This is a genomic window from Rhizobacter sp. OV335 (assembly GCF_900142965.1).
GTDB lineage: Bacteria > Pseudomonadota > Gammaproteobacteria > Burkholderiales > Burkholderiaceae_C > Rhizobacter.
Genome location: NZ_FRCQ01000011.1, coordinates 162402 through 179871 on the forward strand (window position 1 = coordinate 162402; position 17470 = coordinate 179871).

Sequence of the window (17470 nt, forward strand, 5' to 3'; positions counted from 1 at the left end):
GCTTGTCGCCATCGCACTTGCCGCACTTGCATTGGTGGCGTACAGAGTCCTGTGGCCCGGGAGTTCCTTCTGGGTCGATGCAATCTTCATCGCCCTCGGCATCGCGCCCTACGTATACAGGTGGGGAGCGAAGACTCCTCCCGCGGAATCTGGAGATGCCGACAGGCAGCTCTAGGAACGCGCACGAGCGTTCTGAGAACAGCACTCAAGCATGCCCCAGACAGGCATTCTGCGAACCTGGAACGAAGAACGCGGCTTCGGCTTCATTGCGCCGACTGGGGGTGGCCGTGAACTGTTCGTCCACATCAGCGCATTCCCGCGGGACGGATCCCGCCCCACCGTCGGCGAGTCGCTGAGCTACGAGCCGGGACAAGGGGCCGACGGAAGGCCGCAAGCCGTTCGCGTCATTCGCCAGGCCATCGGAAAACCGTCGACGCATCCACGCGCGCAGGTGTCCGTCCGGCGCAGGCGCCGCTCACTGGTGCTCCCACTCGTCGCCTTGGTACTCATGATCGCCATCGTGATCGCCGTCGGCGTCTTCGGCTACAACAGGTACCGGCCATTCGCCCAGTCGCAATCCGGCCGGCCGTTGAGGCCTGCAATACCCGAAGCGGTGTCGGCCGCTCCTGCGCCTGGCTCGTTCCGCTGCGATGGCCGCACCCATTGCTCGCAAATGACGTCCTGCCGTGAAGCCAAGTTCTTCCTGAAGAATTGCCCGGGAACGAAGATGGACGGCAACAACGATGGCGTGCCCTGCGAACAGCAGTGGTGCACCAGCCCGTTCGCAGACTAGCCCTCGCAACCGCCCGCACAACTTGTCGAACTCTGAACGCCCCTATGCATGGCAATGCTTCGCCTGCGAAGCATCCAATTCACCAGGTGCCGATCTCTGCGCAGCCTGTGGCTTCCCCGCTCGCGCCACGGGAAAGCAGATCGAGGCAGCATGCGCCTCCAGAGCAACAGCGGCCAGACCGAGGATCGTTCCGGTGGACCGCAGTGCCATCGATTCCCTCATCGAGGCCTTGTCGCCGCTACCGATGTGGCGCAAGGTCCTCGTCATCATCGGCGGATTGCTGTGGACCGGCGGCGCCCTCTGGCTCAAGGTCACGATGTCGCTTGCCGGGGTGGCATGGGGCCTCGGCGCGCTGGCGCTGGGCGTTGTCGTCGCAGCGCTGTCGCAGGTCGGCCGTGGCACGCCGACACGCCTCACGCCAGACTGATGCCCCCGTCCTCGTCATCCGCCCGCAGCCACCCGATCGCCAGCGCGATCAGCACGCCGCCGATCACCATCGCGATCCAGCGCCAGTGGCGGTTCGACTCGACCAGCTCACCGTCGCGCGCAATGAGCACGCACTGGCGCAGCAGCCGCGTCGCCTGCACCTGGATCGCATCGCCGTCCTTCAGCCGCTGGTACGCCGCATACCCGACCGAGCAACTCGCCACCTGCCCGCCCACCAGGTGCAGCGTGTAGCTGGTGTCGCCCGAGCGGTTGTCGCGGCGCGCCGACTCGCCATCGTTGACGTGGCTCGTGTGCTGGTCGACCCGCAGGGTTTCATCGCGCAGCGGCAATGCGGTATCGCCCAGCAGCACGACACCACCGATGAAGAACAGGCAACGCAGCAGCAGCTTGAACACCAGGCCTCACTTCGAGGGGTCGATCGGCTCGACCAGGTGCGCCCTGTTCGCCAGCGCCGCGTACGGCTCGGGCCAGAACTCCACCAGCCGGGTGATGAGCCCGTTCTCCACCGTGAAGAAGCTGAGCGCGCGCGCCGACTGCACGCCATCGGTGACCGACACGTCCGACACCGCCTCGCCCGGCCCGCCCACCAGCCGGTTGACCGTGAAGCGCCATGGCCCGTGGGCGGGGTACTCGGTGTTCATCCGCCCGAAGTTCTGCGCGCCGCGAATGCGCTCATTCGACTGCGGCCACTCCAGCACGAAGCCAGGCGCCAGCACCTGCGCCACGGCGAAGAAGTCGTTGGTCGCCATCAGGCGCCAGAACGTCTGAACGGTGTCGACGTCAGAGGGAATCGGCATGCCGGCATTGTGCCGGCCGCACTGACGCCTGCGTCACAATCCACCCGCCCGAATCGACCCGCAAGCCCCCACATCAAAGCGCGCATGCCAAGAAATCGAAGCATCTGCAGATTCATCTTCTGGCTCGCCACAGGCAGCCTCATCGCCTTCTGCCTGGCCTTCGGGCTGCCCTTCGTCTCCACGGTCGGCGCCGGCAAGATCGTCGAGATGGCCGGCTGCAAGCCGCCGTCCTTCGACATGCAGGCCATCTGCCCACCCGGCAGCTACGCCGAGCCGTTCATCCCGCTCAGCCACTGGTTCACCAGCGGGTTCGCACCCTTCGTCCTGCTGAAGAATTTCGGGGGCCTGCTGACGGCCTGGGCAATGGTGTGCGCGGCCATCGGCTTCGCGTGCGCGCTGCTCGAATCGCGCCGCGCCTCCTGACCGCAGCTTCAACCCGAACCCCGCTCCGCGGCCGGCTCGGCCGGCCGCACCCACCGCGCCAGCGTCGCGAACATCTCCTCGACCTTGATCGGCTTGGCGATGTGGTCGTTCATCCCCGCGGCGAGCACCTTCTCGCGATCCCCGACCATGGCATTCGCCGTCATCGCGATGACCGGCAGGTCCTGCAGCCGCGGCTGCAGGCGCAGCGCCCGGGTCGCCGCGAACCCGTCCAGCACCGGCATCTGGCAATCCATCAGCACGCCATCGAACTGCTCGCCCTCCAGCATGTCGAGCGCCTCCTGGCCGTCGTTGGCGACGCTCACGACCAGGCCGGCGCGCCGCAGCACGTCCAGCGCCAGCTCCTGGTTGATGGGGTTGTCCTCCACCAGCAGGATGCGCGCGCCGCTCAGGCCGGCCCGGTGCCGGGCCAGGTCTTCTTCGCGCTGCACCAGCCGCGTCGGATGGTGCAGCGCCAGGCCGAGTGCCTTGCTGCAGGCATCCAGCAGCGTCGACGGCGTGACCGGCTTGGTGAGCAGCGCACTGACCGCGAGCGCCTGCTCGACCAGGCGCTGCTGCGCGTCGGCACGGCTGAAGGCCGTCAGCATCAGCACCATCGGCAACGGGTGGCGCCGCCCGGCAGACCGTGACAGCAGGCGGGCGCACTCCATGCCGTCCATGCCGGGCATCTTCCAGTCGAGCAGCAACAGGTCGTAGGGCTCGTCGTCCGCGTCGGCACGCTCCAGCCGGCGCAGCGCGTCCCGGCCATCGCCGGCGGTATCGGCCGTCAATCCGAGCGCGCCGATCATCGCGGCGATCACGTCGCGCGCACTCGCGTTGTCGTCCACCACCAGCGCACGGCCGCCGCGCAAGCCGTCCCGGCGCAGCGCCGGCGGCCGTGCGGCCACGCCCTGCTGCAGGCCGTAGCGCACGTTGAAGTGGAAGCGGCTGCCGCGGCCCGGCTCGCTGTCGACGGCCAGCTCGCCGCCCATCAGCTGCACCAGGTTGCGGCTGATCGCGAGCCCCAGGCCCGTGCCGCCATGGCGCCGGCTGGTCGAGGCGTCCGCCTGCGTGAACGCCTCGAACAGGCGCTGCTGCTGCTCGCGGTCGATGCCGATGCCGGTATCGCGCACCTCGAAACGCAGCTGCACCGACACGTCGTCCCGCTCGATCACGTCGATGCCCACGACCACCTCGCCGCGCTCGGTGAACTTGATGGCGTTGCTGCCCAGGTTCAGCAGCACCTGCCCCAGGCGCGACGGATCGCCCATCACGGCCGGCAGTTGCGGCGGCACCGCGAACACCAGTTCCAGGCCCTTCTCGTCCGCCTTCATCCCGAGCAGGTTGCTCACGTTGTCCATCACGTCGCCGAGGCTGAACGCAATCGTCTCCATGTCGAGCTTGCCGGCCTCGATCTTCGAGAAATCGAGGATGTCGTTGATGATGCCCAGCAGCGACTCCGCCGAGCCGTGCACCTTCTGGATGTAGTTGTGCTGCTGCGGGTTCAGCCCGCTCTGCAGCGCCAGGTACGACATGCCGAGGATCGCGTTCATCGGCGTGCGGATCTCGTGGCTCATGTTGGCCAGGAACTCGCTCTTGGCCGAGCTGGCCGCCTCCGCATCGCGGCGCGCCTGGCGGTCGGTCTCGGCCTGCCGGCGCTCGGTGAGGTCAACGATGAAGGCCACACCCTGGTGCATCGAGTCGCTCAGCAGCGCCCCGCCGATCAGCACCGGCACCCGGCTCCCGTCCTTGCGGATGTAGTGCTTCTCGTAGGGCTGGCAGCGGCCGGTGTCGCGCAGCTGCCGGATGGCCTGCTGGTCGGCATCGGCCTGCTGCGGCGGCGTGAGCCGCTCCCAGTTCACCAGGCCGGCGCGCAGGTCGTCGCGGTCGTAGCCGACGATCTCCAGGAAGGCATCGTTCGTCTCCGTGATCGCAACCGTCGTGTCCCAGAAGAACACGCCGATCATGCTGGACTCGACCACCCGGCGCACGCGCGCCTCGCTGGCGCGCAGTGCCTCCTGCGTCTCGATCTGCTCCCGGGTGCGCTGTTCGATGCGCTCGCGCATCGCGTCGATGCTGCGTTGCAAGGCGCCGATCTCGTCGTCGGACCCGGTGCGCGTGCCGGGTGCGATGCGGGCCGTCATGTCGCCCTGCTCGATCCGCCGCACGCAGTCCAGCGTCACGCCGATGCGGCGCAACAGCCAGCGCCCGAACAGGCTGACCGCGATCGCGTTCAGGCACAAGGCGGCGAAGGTGATGCCCCCGATCGCGCTCATGAACCCGAACATGGCCGCCTGCACCTCGCGGCGCGCCACGGCCACGCCCACCAGCCAGTCGACCGGCACCAGCGTGTGGAACACGGCCATGCGCCGCTCGTCCTTGTAGCTGTATTCCAGCGTGCCCGCCTGGCGCCGCATCATCTCGTCGACGAAGCCGTAGTCGACGCGATCGCCGCTGTGGAAGTCCGGGTGGTAGACGATGCGGTTGTCGTTCTTCTCGACGATGAACAGCGTCGCCGACGCGAAGCCTTCCTTGGCGCGCAGCCGCAGCAGCTGCGCCTCGGCCTCCCTGGCGGCGGCGACCACGCCCGAGCGGTTGAGCTGCTGCCGGATCGACTGCGTGGCCCCCTGCAGCTCGAGCTGCATCAGCCGCTCGCGCGACTGCCGCAGCTCCGCTTCGAGAAAGAACACGGCGGCCCCCAGCACCGCAGCGGTCATCACGAGGATGGCCGCCAGCGAGACCAGGTTGAGTCGCGTGCCGATCTTCACGACAGGCTCAGAAATTGTGCTGGTCCACGTTGGCCTTGGTGAACACCATCACCGGCAAGGCCACCTGCAGGCTGACCGCATCACGGCGCGGCGTGAAGCTGCCCAGCCGGCCGGCCTGGAAGGGCTGCCCCGCCTTCAGCCCGCCGGCCAGCAACTGCCGCGCGGCATGGACGGTCAGGTAGCCGTGGTCCGGCGCATTCCACAGCAGCACCGTCCTGACCGTGCCGTCCTTCAGGAACTCGCGCATCAGGTTCGGCGTGGAGTTGCCGACCACGGCCACCTTGCCGACCAGCCCGGCATCGCGCACCGCGCGCGCGACACCCGGCAGGTTGGGCGCCCCGAGCGCGATGAGGCCCTTCAGCCCGGCCAGCGACTTCAGGCAGTCCTGGGCGATCCGGTAAGCCTCTTCGGTGCTCTCGCCGGCAGGCCGGATGTCGACGATGCGCAGCCCGGGATTGCGCGCATAGATCGCCCGCTTCATCGCATCGATCCAGCTGGCCTGGTTCGGCGCCGCGAAGCTCGTCGTCACGATGGCGATGTCGCCCTTCGGGCCGATCTCGGCACGCACGGCGTCGACCAGCTGGCTGCCGAAGGCCTCGAAATCCACCAGGTTGACGAAGAACTCGCGCAGCTGGCTGTCGCCGTCCCAGCTGATGACGTGGATGCCGGCCCGCTGCGCCTTCTGCAGCACCGGCACGATGGCCACCGGATCGTTCGCCGCCACCGCGATCAGGTCCGGCTTTTCCGGAATCAGGCGCTCGATCATCTCGATCTGCCGTTCCACCTGGTCCTGCGTCGGCCCGGTCCAGGTCACCGCCGTGTCGGGCAGCTCGCGCGCTGCCGCATCGATGCCCGTCTTGACGGCGTCGTAGTACGCGATGCCGACCAGCTTGGGCATGATGACGATGCGGTAGCGGGGCTGCGCCCGGGCCGCGGGCAGGGCCGCAGCCACCAGCACGGAACCGCCCCACGCGACTGCACTGCGCCGGTCGATCATTCGCCTTCTCCTGGTTCTCCGCTCGGACGGAGAGACGCCCCCTGCAGGCGATGATGATGGGCAGATGCACCGGCTTGTCAATGCCGGAGTCGACCCTCTCGTTTACCCTGGAAACGGCCCGCCGCATGTTCAAGACGCGCGGCCGAAGGCGCAAGATCCCTGTCGCCCAGCGGTGTGCGTTGAGGAGACGAGCATGGGTCGCAAGCTTTGGCCGGCGCGGGCCGTCTACGCGCTCGCAGCAGGGCTGCTCGGCGCGAGCCTGGCGCAAGGCGCCGACCCGCAGCCCCGGCCCAAGGGCTCCGACACGACCGTGGTGCGCCCCGGCGACGTGCTTCCGCCCCGCGTGGCCGAACCCTGCACGCCGGGCCGCTGCCCGTTTGCGGGACAGCACGTGACGGTGCTGGTCGCCGAAGGCCAGGGGATCGGCGGTCCGGTGCAGGAGATCAAGCCGGAATTCGAGGCCGCCACCGGCGCCACGCTCGAGATCGTGCAGCGGCCCCACGAGGAGCTGTTCGCCACGCTGATCTCCGACCTGACCAGCGGCACCGGCCGCTACGACGCCTGCATCGCCGGCGCCTGGTGGCTCGGCGAGCTGGTCGCCGGCAAGCACATCGTCCCGTACGACCGCTACTACAAGGATCCGCGCTTCCCGGCCTGGGACATCGCCGAGGTGCTGCCGGCGCCGCGCAGCCTGCTCGTGTTCGGCGGGCACAAGTACATGGTGGCCAACGACCACGACGGCCAGGTGATGTACTACCGGCGCGACCTGCTGGCGGACCCGCAGCACCGGGCGGCCTTCCAGAAGGCCCACGGCTACCCGCTGGCGCCGCCGGCCACGTGGGAGCAGTTCCGCGACATCGCCGAGTACTTCAACGGCAAGGACCTCAACGGCGACGGCGAGCCGGACCACGGCCTGCTGCTGCCGCTGCGCGCCGGGGCGCAGGGCATGTTCCATTTCATGTCGCTGTCCGCGCCCTTCGTGATCGGCCCGGACAACCCGCACCTGTACTGGTTCGACCCGCAGACCATGAAGCCGCTGCTGGACAGCCCGGGCCACGTGCGCGCCCTCGCGATGCTGGTCGACCTGGTGCAGTTCGGCCCGAAGGAGATGCTCAACTGGGACCTCGGTCGCGGCTGGGACTACTTCCTGTCCGGGCGCGCCGCGCTCACGCTCACCTGGGGCGATCTCGGCGCGCTCGCGCAGCAGCCGGGCAGCCGGGTGCGCGGCAAGGTGGGCTCGGCGCAACTGCCCGGCACCTTCGAGTACTACGACGCAGGCCGGCACCGGTGGGTGAAGACCGAGCGGCCGAACCGGGTCGGCAATACCACCGGCGGCTCCTGGGCGGGCGTGATCTCGCGCGACTCCAAGGCACCGGCGGCCACCTACTACCTGCTGGCGCTGATGGCCAGCGAGCCGAAGTCGCGCGTCTACGCCGCACGCGGCTGGGACGGCATCGACCCGGGCCGCCGCTACCACCTGCTGCCGCCCAAGGGCAGTGGCCGCCTGGACGACTACCTGCAAGCCGGCTGGGACGCCATCGACGTGCAGGACTACCTGCAGGCCTATGACGACACGTTCAGCAACCCGCTGCAGCTGCCCTACCTGCGCATCCCCGGGGCCTTCAGCTACTGGCAGTCGCTGGACCTGCGCCTGGCTGCCGCGACGAGCGGGCAACTGAGCCCGCAGGCCGCACTCAAGGCGGCCTCCGTCGACTTCGAGGAGATCACGGTGCGGCTCGGGCGCCATGCGCAGCGCAGCGCCTTCCGGGCCTCGCTGGGCCTGCCGCGATGAACGGGACGGCGCCCTGGGAGCGCTGGCAGGCGCTCGGCATCGGCAGCAAGCTGACGGCGGCCTTCGGCGTGCTGGCCGGCGTCACGGTGCTGGTCGTGCTGATGGCCTTGCTGGGGGCGCAGCACCTGACGCGCGACATCGCGCTGGCCCAGGACCTGCGGCTCCCCGCGTCGCTCGCCTCGACGCAGGCGCAGGCCAGCCTGCTGAGCATGCAACTGCACGTGCGCGGGTACCTGGTGCTCAGCGACCCGCAGGACGTGCAGCAGTACCGGGCCGCCCGGCGCGAGTTCGAGGATCGCCTGGCCGCGCTGCAGGCGATGTCGAACAGCTGGCCCGAGGTGGACGCGGCCCGCCTCGTCGGCGACCTGACGGCCGACTACCGCCGCTGGGAAGGCCTGCCGAAGCAACTGTTCGACCTGCACGACAACCCGCTGAGGAACCAGCCCGCGCTGCGGCTGTCGCGCGTCGACGTGCAGGCCAGGCGCGTGCAGGTGCTCGACGGCATCAGCCGCATCCTCGAGTTGCAGCGGTCGCGCCCATCGAGCCCGCCAAGCCGCGAGCTGGTGTCCGACCTGCTGCGCTTCCAGACCTCGTTCGACGCGATGGTGACCAACCTCATCGCCTACGGTGCGTCGGGCGAGCTGAGCTTCAAGCTGGCCTACGGCCCGCATCTGTCCACCAATGCCGCGGCCTGGAACGCGGTGGCGAGCCGGCGGGCCGTGCTCGACGCGCAGCAGAACGCGCTGCTCGACCACCTCGCGCGCCAGCGGGCCGAGGTGACCGAACTCGCGCTGCAGATCATCGGCATCCTGAACGGCGAGCGCGCCTACGAAGACCTCTACCTGTACCGCACCCAGGTGGCGCCGCAGGCCGAGGCGATGCTCGAACGCCTGGCCCGGCTCACGGCAGGCCAGCAGGCGGGCCTCGGCGAGGCGCTGACCGGCGCCGTGCGCCGCATCGCCGACGCCCGCCTCGCCGCCGCGGCGCTCGCGCTGCTGGCGGTGCTGGCGGCGGTGCTGCTGGCCTGGCGCTTCCAGCGCAGCATCGTGGGGCCGGTGCGCCGCCTGACCGGCGTGGCCGAACGCATCGCGGCGGGTGACCTGTCGGCGCGCGCCGCGGTCGAATCCGGCGACGAGATCGGGCTGCTGGCGCGCAGCATCGACACCATGACGCAGCGGCTGGTCGACACCATCGCCCACCTCGAATCGGTGTTCGCCGAGGCGCAGCGCGCCAAGGACGCCGCCGAGCTCGCCAACCGCGCGAAGAGCAGCTTCCTGGCGAACATGAGCCACGAGATCCGCACGCCGATGAACGCGATCCTCGGCATGTCGCACCTGGCGCTGCAGAGCGGCCTGGATGCCCGGCAGCACAACTACATCCAGAAGGTGAACGCATCGGCCGAATCGCTGCTGGGCATCATCAACGACATCCTCGATTTCTCGAAGATCGAGGCCGGCAAGCTCGACATCGAGTCGATCCCGTTCGGTCTCGGCGAGGTGATGGACAACCTGAGCAACGTGGTCGGCATGAAGGCCGACGAGAAGGACCTCGAGCTGCTGCTCGAACTGCCGCTGCAGCTGCCGACCGCGCTGGTGGGCGACCCGTCGCGCCTGGGCCAGGTGCTGCTGAACCTGGGCAACAACGCCGTCAAGTTCACCGCCGCCGGCGAGGTCGTGGTGGCGGTGCGGGTGATTGACGCTGGCGACGCGGGCGACGTCGGCGGCACACCGGCGCGGCTGCGCTTCGAGGTGCGCGACACCGGCATCGGCATGAGCCGGCAGGAGCAGGACCGTCTGTTCGAGCCCTTCACGCAGGCCGATGCCTCGACCAGCCGGCGTTACGGCGGCACCGGCCTCGGGCTGGCCATCAGCCGGCACCTGGTGCACCTGATGGGCGGCGAGCTGGCGGTCGACAGCGAGCCGGGGCGCGGCAGCTGCTTCCACTTCGAGCTCGCCTTCAGCCTGCAGCCGGGCGCCGCCGCGGTGGCGCCGGCCGCGCACCACGACAGCCTGTCGGGCACGCGCGTCCTCGTCGTCGACGACAACGCCGCCGCGCGCGAGGTGCTCGCCGAGATGAGCCGGGCGCTGGGCCTGGTCGCCGATGCCGCCGCCGGCGGCGAAGAGGCCTTGCGGCGGGTGGTGCAGGCGGATGCGGGCGACCGGCCGTACCAGCTGCTGCTGCTGGACTGGAAGATGCCCGGCATGGACGGCGTGGCCTGCGCGCAGGCGCTGGTCGACCGGGCCGGGCTGCGCCATCCGGCACCGATGGTGTTGATGGCCACCGCCTTCGGACGCGACGAGGTGCGCCAGCACCTGGCCGAACGGCAGTTGACGGTCGGTGCGCTGCTGACCAAGCCGGTCACGCCCTCGTCGCTGCTCGACGCCTGCATCACCGCGCTCGGCCGCGTGCCGCTCGCGCCCACGCGCAGCACGCGGCGCGCCGACGCGCTGCTCGATCACCGCGCGGCGCTGGCCGGCGCGCACCTCCTGCTGGTCGAGGACAACGCGATCAACCGCGAGCTGGCCGTGGACCTGCTGGGCCGCGCCGGCGTGAGCGTCAGCGTCGCCTGCGACGGCCAGGAGGCGCTGGACGTGCTGGCCCGCGAGCGCTTCGACGCGGTGCTGATGGACTGCCAGATGCCGCGCATGGACGGCTATGCCGCGACGCGTGCACTGCGCCAGCGGCCGGCGCTGCGGACGCTGCCGGTGATCGCGATGACGGCCAACGCGATGGTCGGCGACCGCGAGGCCGTGCTCGCGGCCGGCATGGACGACCACATCGCCAAGCCGATCGTGGTCGACGAGATGTTCGCCACGCTGGCGCGCTGGGTGAAGCCGCGGCGCGCCGGCACCGGCCTCGACAGCGTGAGCGGCCTGGCCAACGTGCGGGGCAACGACGTGCTGTACCGCCGCATGCTGGGCATGTTCCGCGATCGCGAGACGGAATTCGTGCCGCAGTTCAAGACGGCGCTGGCGGCGGGCGATCCCGACGCCGCGATGCGCTCGGCCCACGACCTGAAGTGCGAGGCCGGCACGCTCGGCATGCCGGCGCTGCAGGAGGCGGCCGCCGCGTTGGAGCAGGCCTGCCTGGGTCACGCCGGCGACGCCGAGATCGGCGCGCTGTTGCACGAGGTGTCCAGCCAACTGGAGCAGGTGCTCGGAGAACTGGCCGAGCAGCTCTAGAGCCCCGGGGTCTAGAGCCCGAGAGATTGGCGGTACGCACTGCGCTGCCGTTCGCGCCCGAGGCGCAGCGTGATCTCCTCGAAGTCGACCGCGGCGGCCTTCAGCGCCGCCTCGGCGCTCAGTTGCCCGGCCACGGCCTCGCCCAGGTGCACGTCGAGCGCCTGCCAGTAGCTGAAGGCGCCGGGAATGCGCAGGTAGGGGAACTGCAGCGGGTTGCTGAAGTTCTCGAAGTAGGCATGCAGGTAGTCACGCACGTCCACCTCGTTCCAGCCGGCTTGCAGGTAGGTGGCGATCTGCCCTGTGCCGTCGGGCGGCAGGAAGTGGAACCTGCGCCCCGGGTCGATGCCATCCCAGCCGCGAACCGCGTACACCGTCGACTTCTCCCGGGTCGCCATCAACGCGAGCAGGTAGTAGGTCGCCTGCGGCGCCTTCGAGTACTTCGAGATCACGCCCGCCCAGGACCCGCCGGTGGTGTTGCCGACCACGTTCGGCTGCGCGGTGGCGACCCAGTCGTGGCGTGCAAGGCTGTAGTACCCGCGCGTGCCCGGCACCGGTGCCGCGCCGATCTTGCCCTTGACCTTGCTGCCCGGTTGCTGCGCCAGCGCGCCCAGGTCGCCCCAGGTGAAGGTCAGTGCCGCGCGCCCGGCGAGCAGGTAGTCCCAGCTCTGGCCGAGGTCCCAGTGGCGCATGTCCCGCGGCCCGAAGCGGACCAGGTCGACAAAGGCCTCGAGCGCACGCACGTGCCCGGGGCTCGCGATCAGCGGCCGCATGTCGGCGGGATCGAACCAGTACAGCTTCGGGCTGTCGGGGCCGATCACGAACGGCGCCGAGAACGACATGAAATGGAACATGCCCTGGGCACCGACCTTCAGGTGCATCGACAGGCCGTGATCGGGCTCGCCATCGCCGTTGAGGTCCTTGCCGTCGAAGTACTCCGCCACGTCGCGGAACTGCGCCCAGGTCTTCGGCACGTCGAGCGCGTAGCCGTACTTCTGCCGGAAGGCCGCGCGGTGCTGCGGGTCTTCGAGCAGGTCGCGCCGGTAGTACATGACCTGGCCGTCGTGGTCGTTGGCCACCATGTACTTCTTGCCGGCATACGACAGCAGGCTGCGCGGTGCGGGCAGCACGTCGTCGAGGCTCCAGGACGGGAAGCGCGGATCCTTGAAGTACTTGTCGTACGACAGGATGTAGTCGCCGGCCACCAGTTCACCGAGCCACCAGGCCCCGGCGTACGAGGCGTCGTACTTGCCGGCGTGGGTGGTGAGGTCGGACATGAAGGTGGGGAAGAGATCCTGGTGCGTGAGCTGGACCAGGTTGAGCTTCGCGCCGGTGGCGGCCTCGAACTCGGCCCTGAGTTCGCCCAGCGCGCCTTCGTTGGCCTCCTTGATGATCAGCATCGTGACGGTCTGTCCGGCGAACGGACAGCGGCCCGGTTGGCAGGGGGCGACGACGCGCGGCGGGACGATGTCGCCGACGTTCACCGTCGAGGCCTTGTAGACCTCGGTCTTCGGTTTGGCCTCCTGTGCTGTCGCCATGGGCGCCGCCATGGCCGTTGCCGCGAACACCGCGATCAGCAATGCTGTCCACCTCGCTGTTGCGCACATGGCCGTCTCCTGGGGATTGCCGGCACGGTCCATTCTGCGCCGCTGCGCAACGGCTGTGCGTCGATATCTACCCTTCGTCGACCCGTCAGATCTGGCCCTGCTGGTAGAACCCGCTCTCCACCAGCACCTGCTGCCAGTTCGCCTTGTTGACGAACACCGGCTTCAGCAGGTACGACGGCACCACCTTGACGCCGTTGTTGTAGGTCTTGGTGTCGTTGATGGTGGCCGGCTTGCCGTTCATGTACTCGTCGACCATCGAGGCCACGCGCACCGCCAGCTGCCGCGTGTCCTTGAACACGGTCGACGACTGCTCGCCGCGCTGGATCGAGCGCACCGAGTTCAGCTCGGCATCCTGCCCCGTCACCACCGGCCACGGCTGCGCCGCGGTGCCGTAGCCCACGCCCTGCAGCGCCGTCAGCAGCTCGACACTGGTGTTGTCGTTCGGCGAGAGGATCGCGTCGAGCCGCCGCTTCGCGTACAGCGTCTTCAGCATCGCCTGCAAGCGCGCCTTCGCGATCGCGCCGCTCCATTGCGGCGTCGCCACCTCGGCCATCGTCACCTTGCCGGAGCCCACCGTCAGCGCGCCCGAATCGATGTACGGCTTCAGCACCGACAGCGCGCCGTTGTAGAAGAAGTGCGAGTTGTTGTCGTCGGCCGCGCCGGCGAACAGCTCGATCAGGCCTTTGCCGCCGTCACGCAGCTTCAACCGTGCCTCGATGTCGCGGCCCTGCAGCACGCCGACCTCGAAGTTGTCGAAGGTGGCATAGGCGTCGACGTTGCCGCTGTCGCGGATCAGCCGGTCGTAGGCGATGACCTTCACGCCCTTCTTCGCGGCGGTGTCCAGCACCGCGGTGAACGCGCTGCCGTCGCTCGCACCGATCACCACCACCTTCGCGCCGCCGTCCATCATCTTCAGAACCTGGCCCGGCTGGTCGGCGGCGTTGTTGACCGCGTACTGCAGGTCCACCGTGTAGTTCAGGCGGTTCAGCGTGCGCATCATGCTGAGCCCGTCGTCGACCCATCGTCGCGACGAGAAGGTCGGCATCGACACGCCGATCAGGCCCTTGTCGGCCGCGGCCGCACGGGCCAGGCGAGAGGATGCCAGCAGCGCCGGCACGGTGAGGGAAAGCAGGAGTCTTCTACGGTTCATGGCTTGTCTCGGTTGCTCCAGTCGAGGTGCTGGATGGCGCGCAAGTTAAGGTCGTACCATCGTGTAACCGATCGAGGCAAACCCTGAGACGGTGCACCGGTGTGCAACGAATCGCACGCACGCGGCCTTGCTGCTCGCTGTAGTACGCGCAGCTACAGACCTGAGGGCGATAGGGCCTTCTGCACGATTTCCTCAAAGTGCCTGCAGAGACTTCCTGCCATCCGAGAACTCGATGGAACAGGAAGGCCCATGAACATCAAGAAACTGATCGCGACGGCGATGCTGGCGGGGGCGCAAGCCGTCGTCGCGCAGCCCTGGAGCAACGGTCTGTCGACCGCCACAAAGCCAAACCGGACGTTCACCTACGACAACGCCGGAAACACCCTCGCCGACAGCCGTGGCTACATGGCGACCTACAACCTGAGAGGACAGCTCGCGACCATCACCAAGGCTGGCGTCACCACCAGCTATACCTACAACGCCAAGGGACAGCGGGTGCGCAAGGTCAGCAGCAGAGGGCCCGCATACACGGTGACCTTCGTGTACGACAAAGAGGGACACCTGCTCGGCGAGTACGACCACACGGGCGAGGCGCTGCGCGAATACGTGTGGCTGCGTGACACACCGATGGTGGTCTTCACGCCGGACCCCGCCAACCCGCGGGGCGATCCGCTCGTGTACTTCATCCACACCGACCACCTGAACACGCCACGCGTGGTGATCGACGGGAACAACGTGGTCCGCTGGCGATGGATTTCCGAGCCCTTCGGGACGACGGCCCCCGAGACCAACCCGAGCGGGCTCGGCGACTTCACGTTCAATCTCCGGTTTCCGGGGCAGTACGCGGACCAGGAGTCGGGCTTGTTCTACAACTACCGGCGCAACTACGACAAGGAAACGGGCCGCTACCGTGAAAGCGATCCGATCGGTCTGCAAGGAGACCCCAACGGGTATGCCTACGTCGATGGCAACCCCCTCAGCTTTGTCGACCCCAATGGGCTCGACCGGTGGGGACCGGACCCTGTTTTCGATTGGCGAACGAAGAACGGCGTTCCGCAGCCCAATGAGGGTGGATCGACAGCCGAGCTGTACGTTTTCTCGATGTGCATGCGGTCATGCGTGGGCGAGCAGTTCACCATCACCTCCGCCGCCGAGGCCATACCTCAGCACAGCCCTGGAACGCCGCACAGGAGCGGACACGCCATCGATGTAAGGTATCCGGCAAAGCCCGACAAATACTTGTGTTGCGCACAGGCTTGTGGAGCAAAGTTCGCGCTGGACGAAGCGCAGCACCCGTCAGCTCAGGCTACCGGACAGCACTTCCACCTCCAGACGACTCCCGGGCAGCAGGGAGGACGTGGCGACTTGCCGGCCGGTGGCACTTGCTACGCCGCGTGCGAGGCGCCCTGGTGACCGTGAGATGAGAGGCATGGCAATGAAGATGCGGCAAACCTGTCTTCGAGCGCTTCTGGCGATGCTGCCATGCCTCGCTTCAGCCACCACCGGGGCGGTGGCCGATGATTGCGACGCTGTCACTCCGAAAGAACTGGCCTCGGCCCTTGCGTCCCGGTATGCGGACTGGAAACCGTTGCGCCTCTCTGATCTGCCGGAGGACGACCAAGCCCTCTGGCTGAAGGTGCATGGAACCGGGTGCCCAGGATTGGCCCGCGGCAATTTCACCGGGACCCACGGGCTTCAATTCGGCGTGTTGCTTTGGCAGGAAGAACCCCGCCGTCAGCTGCAGTTGCTGTTTGCAGAGCAGGACGCCACGGGGCACTACCGATTCACGCGCATCCTGTACCAACGTGTGGATCGACTCTCGGTTGTTTTCGTCTCGCCGCCCGGTCACTACCGCCGCCACGATCATCGTGGCGCACCGGTCCACGTCACAAGCGACGCCATCATCATGGAAACCATCGAGGCCGGGACCACGGCGTTCTACATGACCCGAGGCAAGTTCAGAACCATCGCCATTTCCGACTAGCGAGCGGTCGACAGCGCAGCCTCAGAAATAGTGCGTGTACATCAGCCCCACATGGTCGCCCTTGATCTTCGGGGCGCCATCTGTTGAAGGCGTGAAGTTCTCCTTCACGAATCGCAACTTCACCGCCGAGTGCGGGGTGATCAGGAACTCGCCTTCGAGCACGCGGCCGGTGGCGTGCCGGTAGTCCTGGTTCAGCGCGCTCGCCTCACCGCTGCCGCGCAGCTTCGCGCCGAACACGAACTGCGCACCGGCGCCGAAGCGCAGGTTGTTCGTCACCGCGAACAGCCCCATCAGCTCCAGCGGAAAGCGCTGGAAGCGCAAGGTGCCGCCGGCAGCCTTACGGCGGTCGATCTGGAAGCCGAGGTTCATCTGCAGCGCGAACGGCTCGGCCACCCAGTACTCGGCACCGGCGAACACCTGCACGCCGCGCCCGGCGTCCATCTCGGCACCCGAGCCTTCGACCAGGTTGTCGCCCCCCGCGGTGACGCCGCCCCCCAGCGAGAACTTCAGCGGCGGCCCGCCGTCGGCTGCATGGGCCACGGAGGCGGCCAACGTCAGCGCGATGGTCAGGACGGCCACGGCGGCCGGTCGGAATTCGGTGGATTCGGTCATGAAGAAAGTCCTGCGCAATGTCGGAAACGACGTCGATGCACCTCAGGCGCCGCGGCTCAGCCGCAGGTCCACCTCGCGGTCGACGAACGCCCACTCGGGCGACGCCCGCAGCGCTGCCACCAGCGCCTCGAAGGCCTCGGCATCGGCCGGCGCGTACTCGAACCAGGTCAGGAAGTCGAAGGGCTGCGGTGCATCGAGATCGCGGCAGTGGTGCAGGCGGCGCGCGACCGCCGGCAGGTAGTCCAGGCCGATCGCGATATGGCGCGACTGCACCTCGAAAGCCGTGCGCCGCTCATCCTGCGTCATCGCCCACCACGCCGCGTTCTTGCGGATCGGGATCAGCGCGGCGCGCGTGGCCTCGGGGCGGCCGAGCGCCGGCTGCCGGGCGAGCAGTTGCTGTTTCTCCGAGCGCTCCACATAGCGCTCGTTGCTGGTGATGCCGCGCAACTGCCACGCCGAGCCGGTCGGCTCGGTCGCGCCGCCAGCCTCGACGACCTGCAACCGTGCCGCCGCGGGCAGGCTGTCGCCCGTCACGGCGCCGATGCGATCGACTCGCCATGTCCCTTCGGAGCCGCCGATGAAATCGAACAGCCGCGCCGGCGCCGCCGTCACGGCGTGTCCCTCACGAACACCATCCCCATCACGCCGACCGACAGCGTGTGCCCGTCCACCGAGGTGTATGACGCCACGCCGAGCGAGTGGTAGCTCGACACCAGCGCGGCCAGCGAGCCGAGGCCGAGCGCCCTCGCCAGCACATTGCGCTCGCCGATCGCGGCACGCACGCGGTCGCGGTGCCGCTCGGCCGACGGGTTGAGCACGACGGCGAGTGCCAGCGTGGCGGCCACCAGGCCCAGGGCGGTGAAAAAACGGCGTGACGGCATGGTGACAGGCAAGAGTCGGAAAAATCGGGAAAGAAATTCAAAG

The 17470-nt window shown here is 68.6% G+C and carries 16 protein-coding genes; 7 read left to right on the plus strand and 9 right to left on the minus strand.

What is annotated here, in order from left to right; translation table 11 throughout:
• Window positions 1–211: 211 nt before the first annotated feature.
• Together BUE42_RS14000 and BUE42_RS14005 are read left to right on the plus strand one after the other, a co-directional pair.
• The gene (locus tag BUE42_RS14000; RefSeq protein WP_073465718.1) at window positions 212–793 is read left to right on the plus strand and encodes a cold shock domain-containing protein; all 582 of its coding nucleotides are present in this window, start codon (window positions 212–214) and stop codon (window positions 791–793) included.
• A 193-nt stretch (window positions 794–986) separates the two neighbouring features.
• Window positions 987–1220, plus strand: a complete 234-nt coding sequence (locus BUE42_RS14005) for a hypothetical protein (RefSeq protein WP_073465719.1) — start codon at window positions 987–989, stop codon at window positions 1218–1220.
• On the opposite strand, the gene BUE42_RS14010 is transcribed toward BUE42_RS14005, so the two are convergent.
• Both BUE42_RS14010 and BUE42_RS14015 read right to left on the minus strand, forming a co-directional pair.
• Window positions 1207–1635, minus strand: coding sequence for a hypothetical protein (locus tag BUE42_RS14010; RefSeq protein WP_073465720.1), 429 nt, complete (start codon window positions 1633–1635; stop codon window positions 1207–1209). The two genes, BUE42_RS14005 and BUE42_RS14010, sit on opposite strands and share 14 nt — an antisense overlap.
• A 6-nt stretch (window positions 1636–1641) precedes the next feature.
• On the minus strand, window positions 1642–2037 hold the full coding sequence (locus BUE42_RS14015; RefSeq protein ID WP_073465721.1) for a nuclear transport factor 2 family protein: 396 nt from the start codon (window positions 2035–2037) through the stop codon (window positions 1642–1644).
• Window positions 2038–2121: 84 nt separating this feature from the next.
• Between BUE42_RS14015 and BUE42_RS14020 the strand changes: the two genes are divergently transcribed.
• Entirely contained in the window at window positions 2122–2460 is a 339-nt protein-coding gene (locus BUE42_RS14020; RefSeq protein WP_073465722.1) for a hypothetical protein, read from the plus strand.
• An 8-nt stretch (window positions 2461–2468) separates the two neighbouring features.
• Here the strand turns inward: BUE42_RS14020 and BUE42_RS14025 are convergent, their stop codons facing one another.
• Together BUE42_RS14025 and BUE42_RS14030 are read right to left on the minus strand one after the other, a co-directional pair.
• Window positions 2469–5225: a response regulator gene (locus BUE42_RS14025; RefSeq protein WP_073465723.1), complete on the minus strand. Its 2757-nt coding sequence runs from the start codon at window positions 5223–5225 to the stop codon at window positions 2469–2471.
• A gap of 7 nt (window positions 5226–5232) precedes the next feature.
• The gene (locus tag BUE42_RS14030) at window positions 5233–6222 is read right to left on the minus strand and encodes a substrate-binding domain-containing protein (RefSeq protein ID WP_083614122.1); all 990 of its coding nucleotides are present in this window, start codon (window positions 6220–6222) and stop codon (window positions 5233–5235) included.
• 193 nt (window positions 6223–6415) lie between these two features.
• Between BUE42_RS14030 and BUE42_RS14035 the strand changes: the two genes are divergently transcribed.
• Both BUE42_RS14035 and BUE42_RS14040 read left to right on the plus strand, forming a co-directional pair.
• A complete protein-coding gene (locus BUE42_RS14035; RefSeq protein ID WP_083614123.1) occupies window positions 6416–8014 on the plus strand; it encodes an ABC transporter substrate-binding protein in 1599 nt (532 codons plus the stop codon).
• Window positions 8011–11196: a response regulator gene (locus BUE42_RS14040; protein ID WP_073465725.1), complete on the plus strand. Its 3186-nt coding sequence runs from the start codon at window positions 8011–8013 to the stop codon at window positions 11194–11196. The genes BUE42_RS14035 and BUE42_RS14040 overlap by 4 nt, the downstream gene beginning before the upstream one ends.
• A gap of 11 nt (window positions 11197–11207) precedes the next feature.
• Here the strand turns inward: BUE42_RS14040 and BUE42_RS14045 are convergent, their stop codons facing one another.
• Window positions 11208–12731 carry an ABC transporter substrate-binding protein gene (locus tag BUE42_RS14045; protein WP_200798961.1) on the minus strand — a complete coding sequence of 508 codons (1524 nt, stop codon included), beginning with the start codon at window positions 12729–12731 and terminating at the stop codon, window positions 11208–11210.
• Window positions 12732–12885: 154 nt separating this feature from the next.
• A complete protein-coding gene (locus BUE42_RS14050; protein ID WP_073465726.1) occupies window positions 12886–13950 on the minus strand; it encodes a substrate-binding domain-containing protein in 1065 nt (354 codons plus the stop codon).
• Window positions 13951–14199: 249 nt separating this feature from the next.
• On the opposite strand from BUE42_RS14050, the gene BUE42_RS14055 reads away from it, so the two are divergent.
• Window positions 14200–15363, plus strand: coding sequence for an RHS repeat domain-containing protein (locus BUE42_RS14055; RefSeq protein ID WP_073465727.1), 1164 nt, complete (start codon window positions 14200–14202; stop codon window positions 15361–15363).
• A 16-nt stretch (window positions 15364–15379) separates the two neighbouring features.
• Complete coding sequence (locus BUE42_RS14060; protein WP_143171493.1) at window positions 15380–15934, plus strand: hypothetical protein; 555 nt, start codon at window positions 15380–15382, stop codon at window positions 15932–15934.
• Window positions 15935–15955: 21 nt separating this feature from the next.
• Here BUE42_RS14060 and BUE42_RS14065 read toward each other — a convergent pair whose 3' ends face one another.
• The 3 genes from BUE42_RS14065 to BUE42_RS14075 are packed head-to-tail and all read right to left on the minus strand — an operon-like array spanning window position 15956 to window position 17427.
• Window positions 15956–16546: an outer membrane beta-barrel protein gene (locus tag BUE42_RS14065; protein ID WP_073465729.1), complete on the minus strand. Its 591-nt coding sequence runs from the start codon at window positions 16544–16546 to the stop codon at window positions 15956–15958.
• Window positions 16547–16588: 42 nt separating this feature from the next.
• A complete protein-coding gene (locus tag BUE42_RS14070) occupies window positions 16589–17158 on the minus strand; it encodes a chlorite dismutase family protein (protein ID WP_073465730.1) in 570 nt (189 codons plus the stop codon).
• Window positions 17155–17427, minus strand: coding sequence for a hypothetical protein (locus BUE42_RS14075; RefSeq protein WP_073465731.1), 273 nt, complete (start codon window positions 17425–17427; stop codon window positions 17155–17157). Before BUE42_RS14075 ends, BUE42_RS14070 begins: the two co-directional genes overlap by 4 nt.
• Window positions 17428–17470 lie beyond the last annotated feature (43 nt).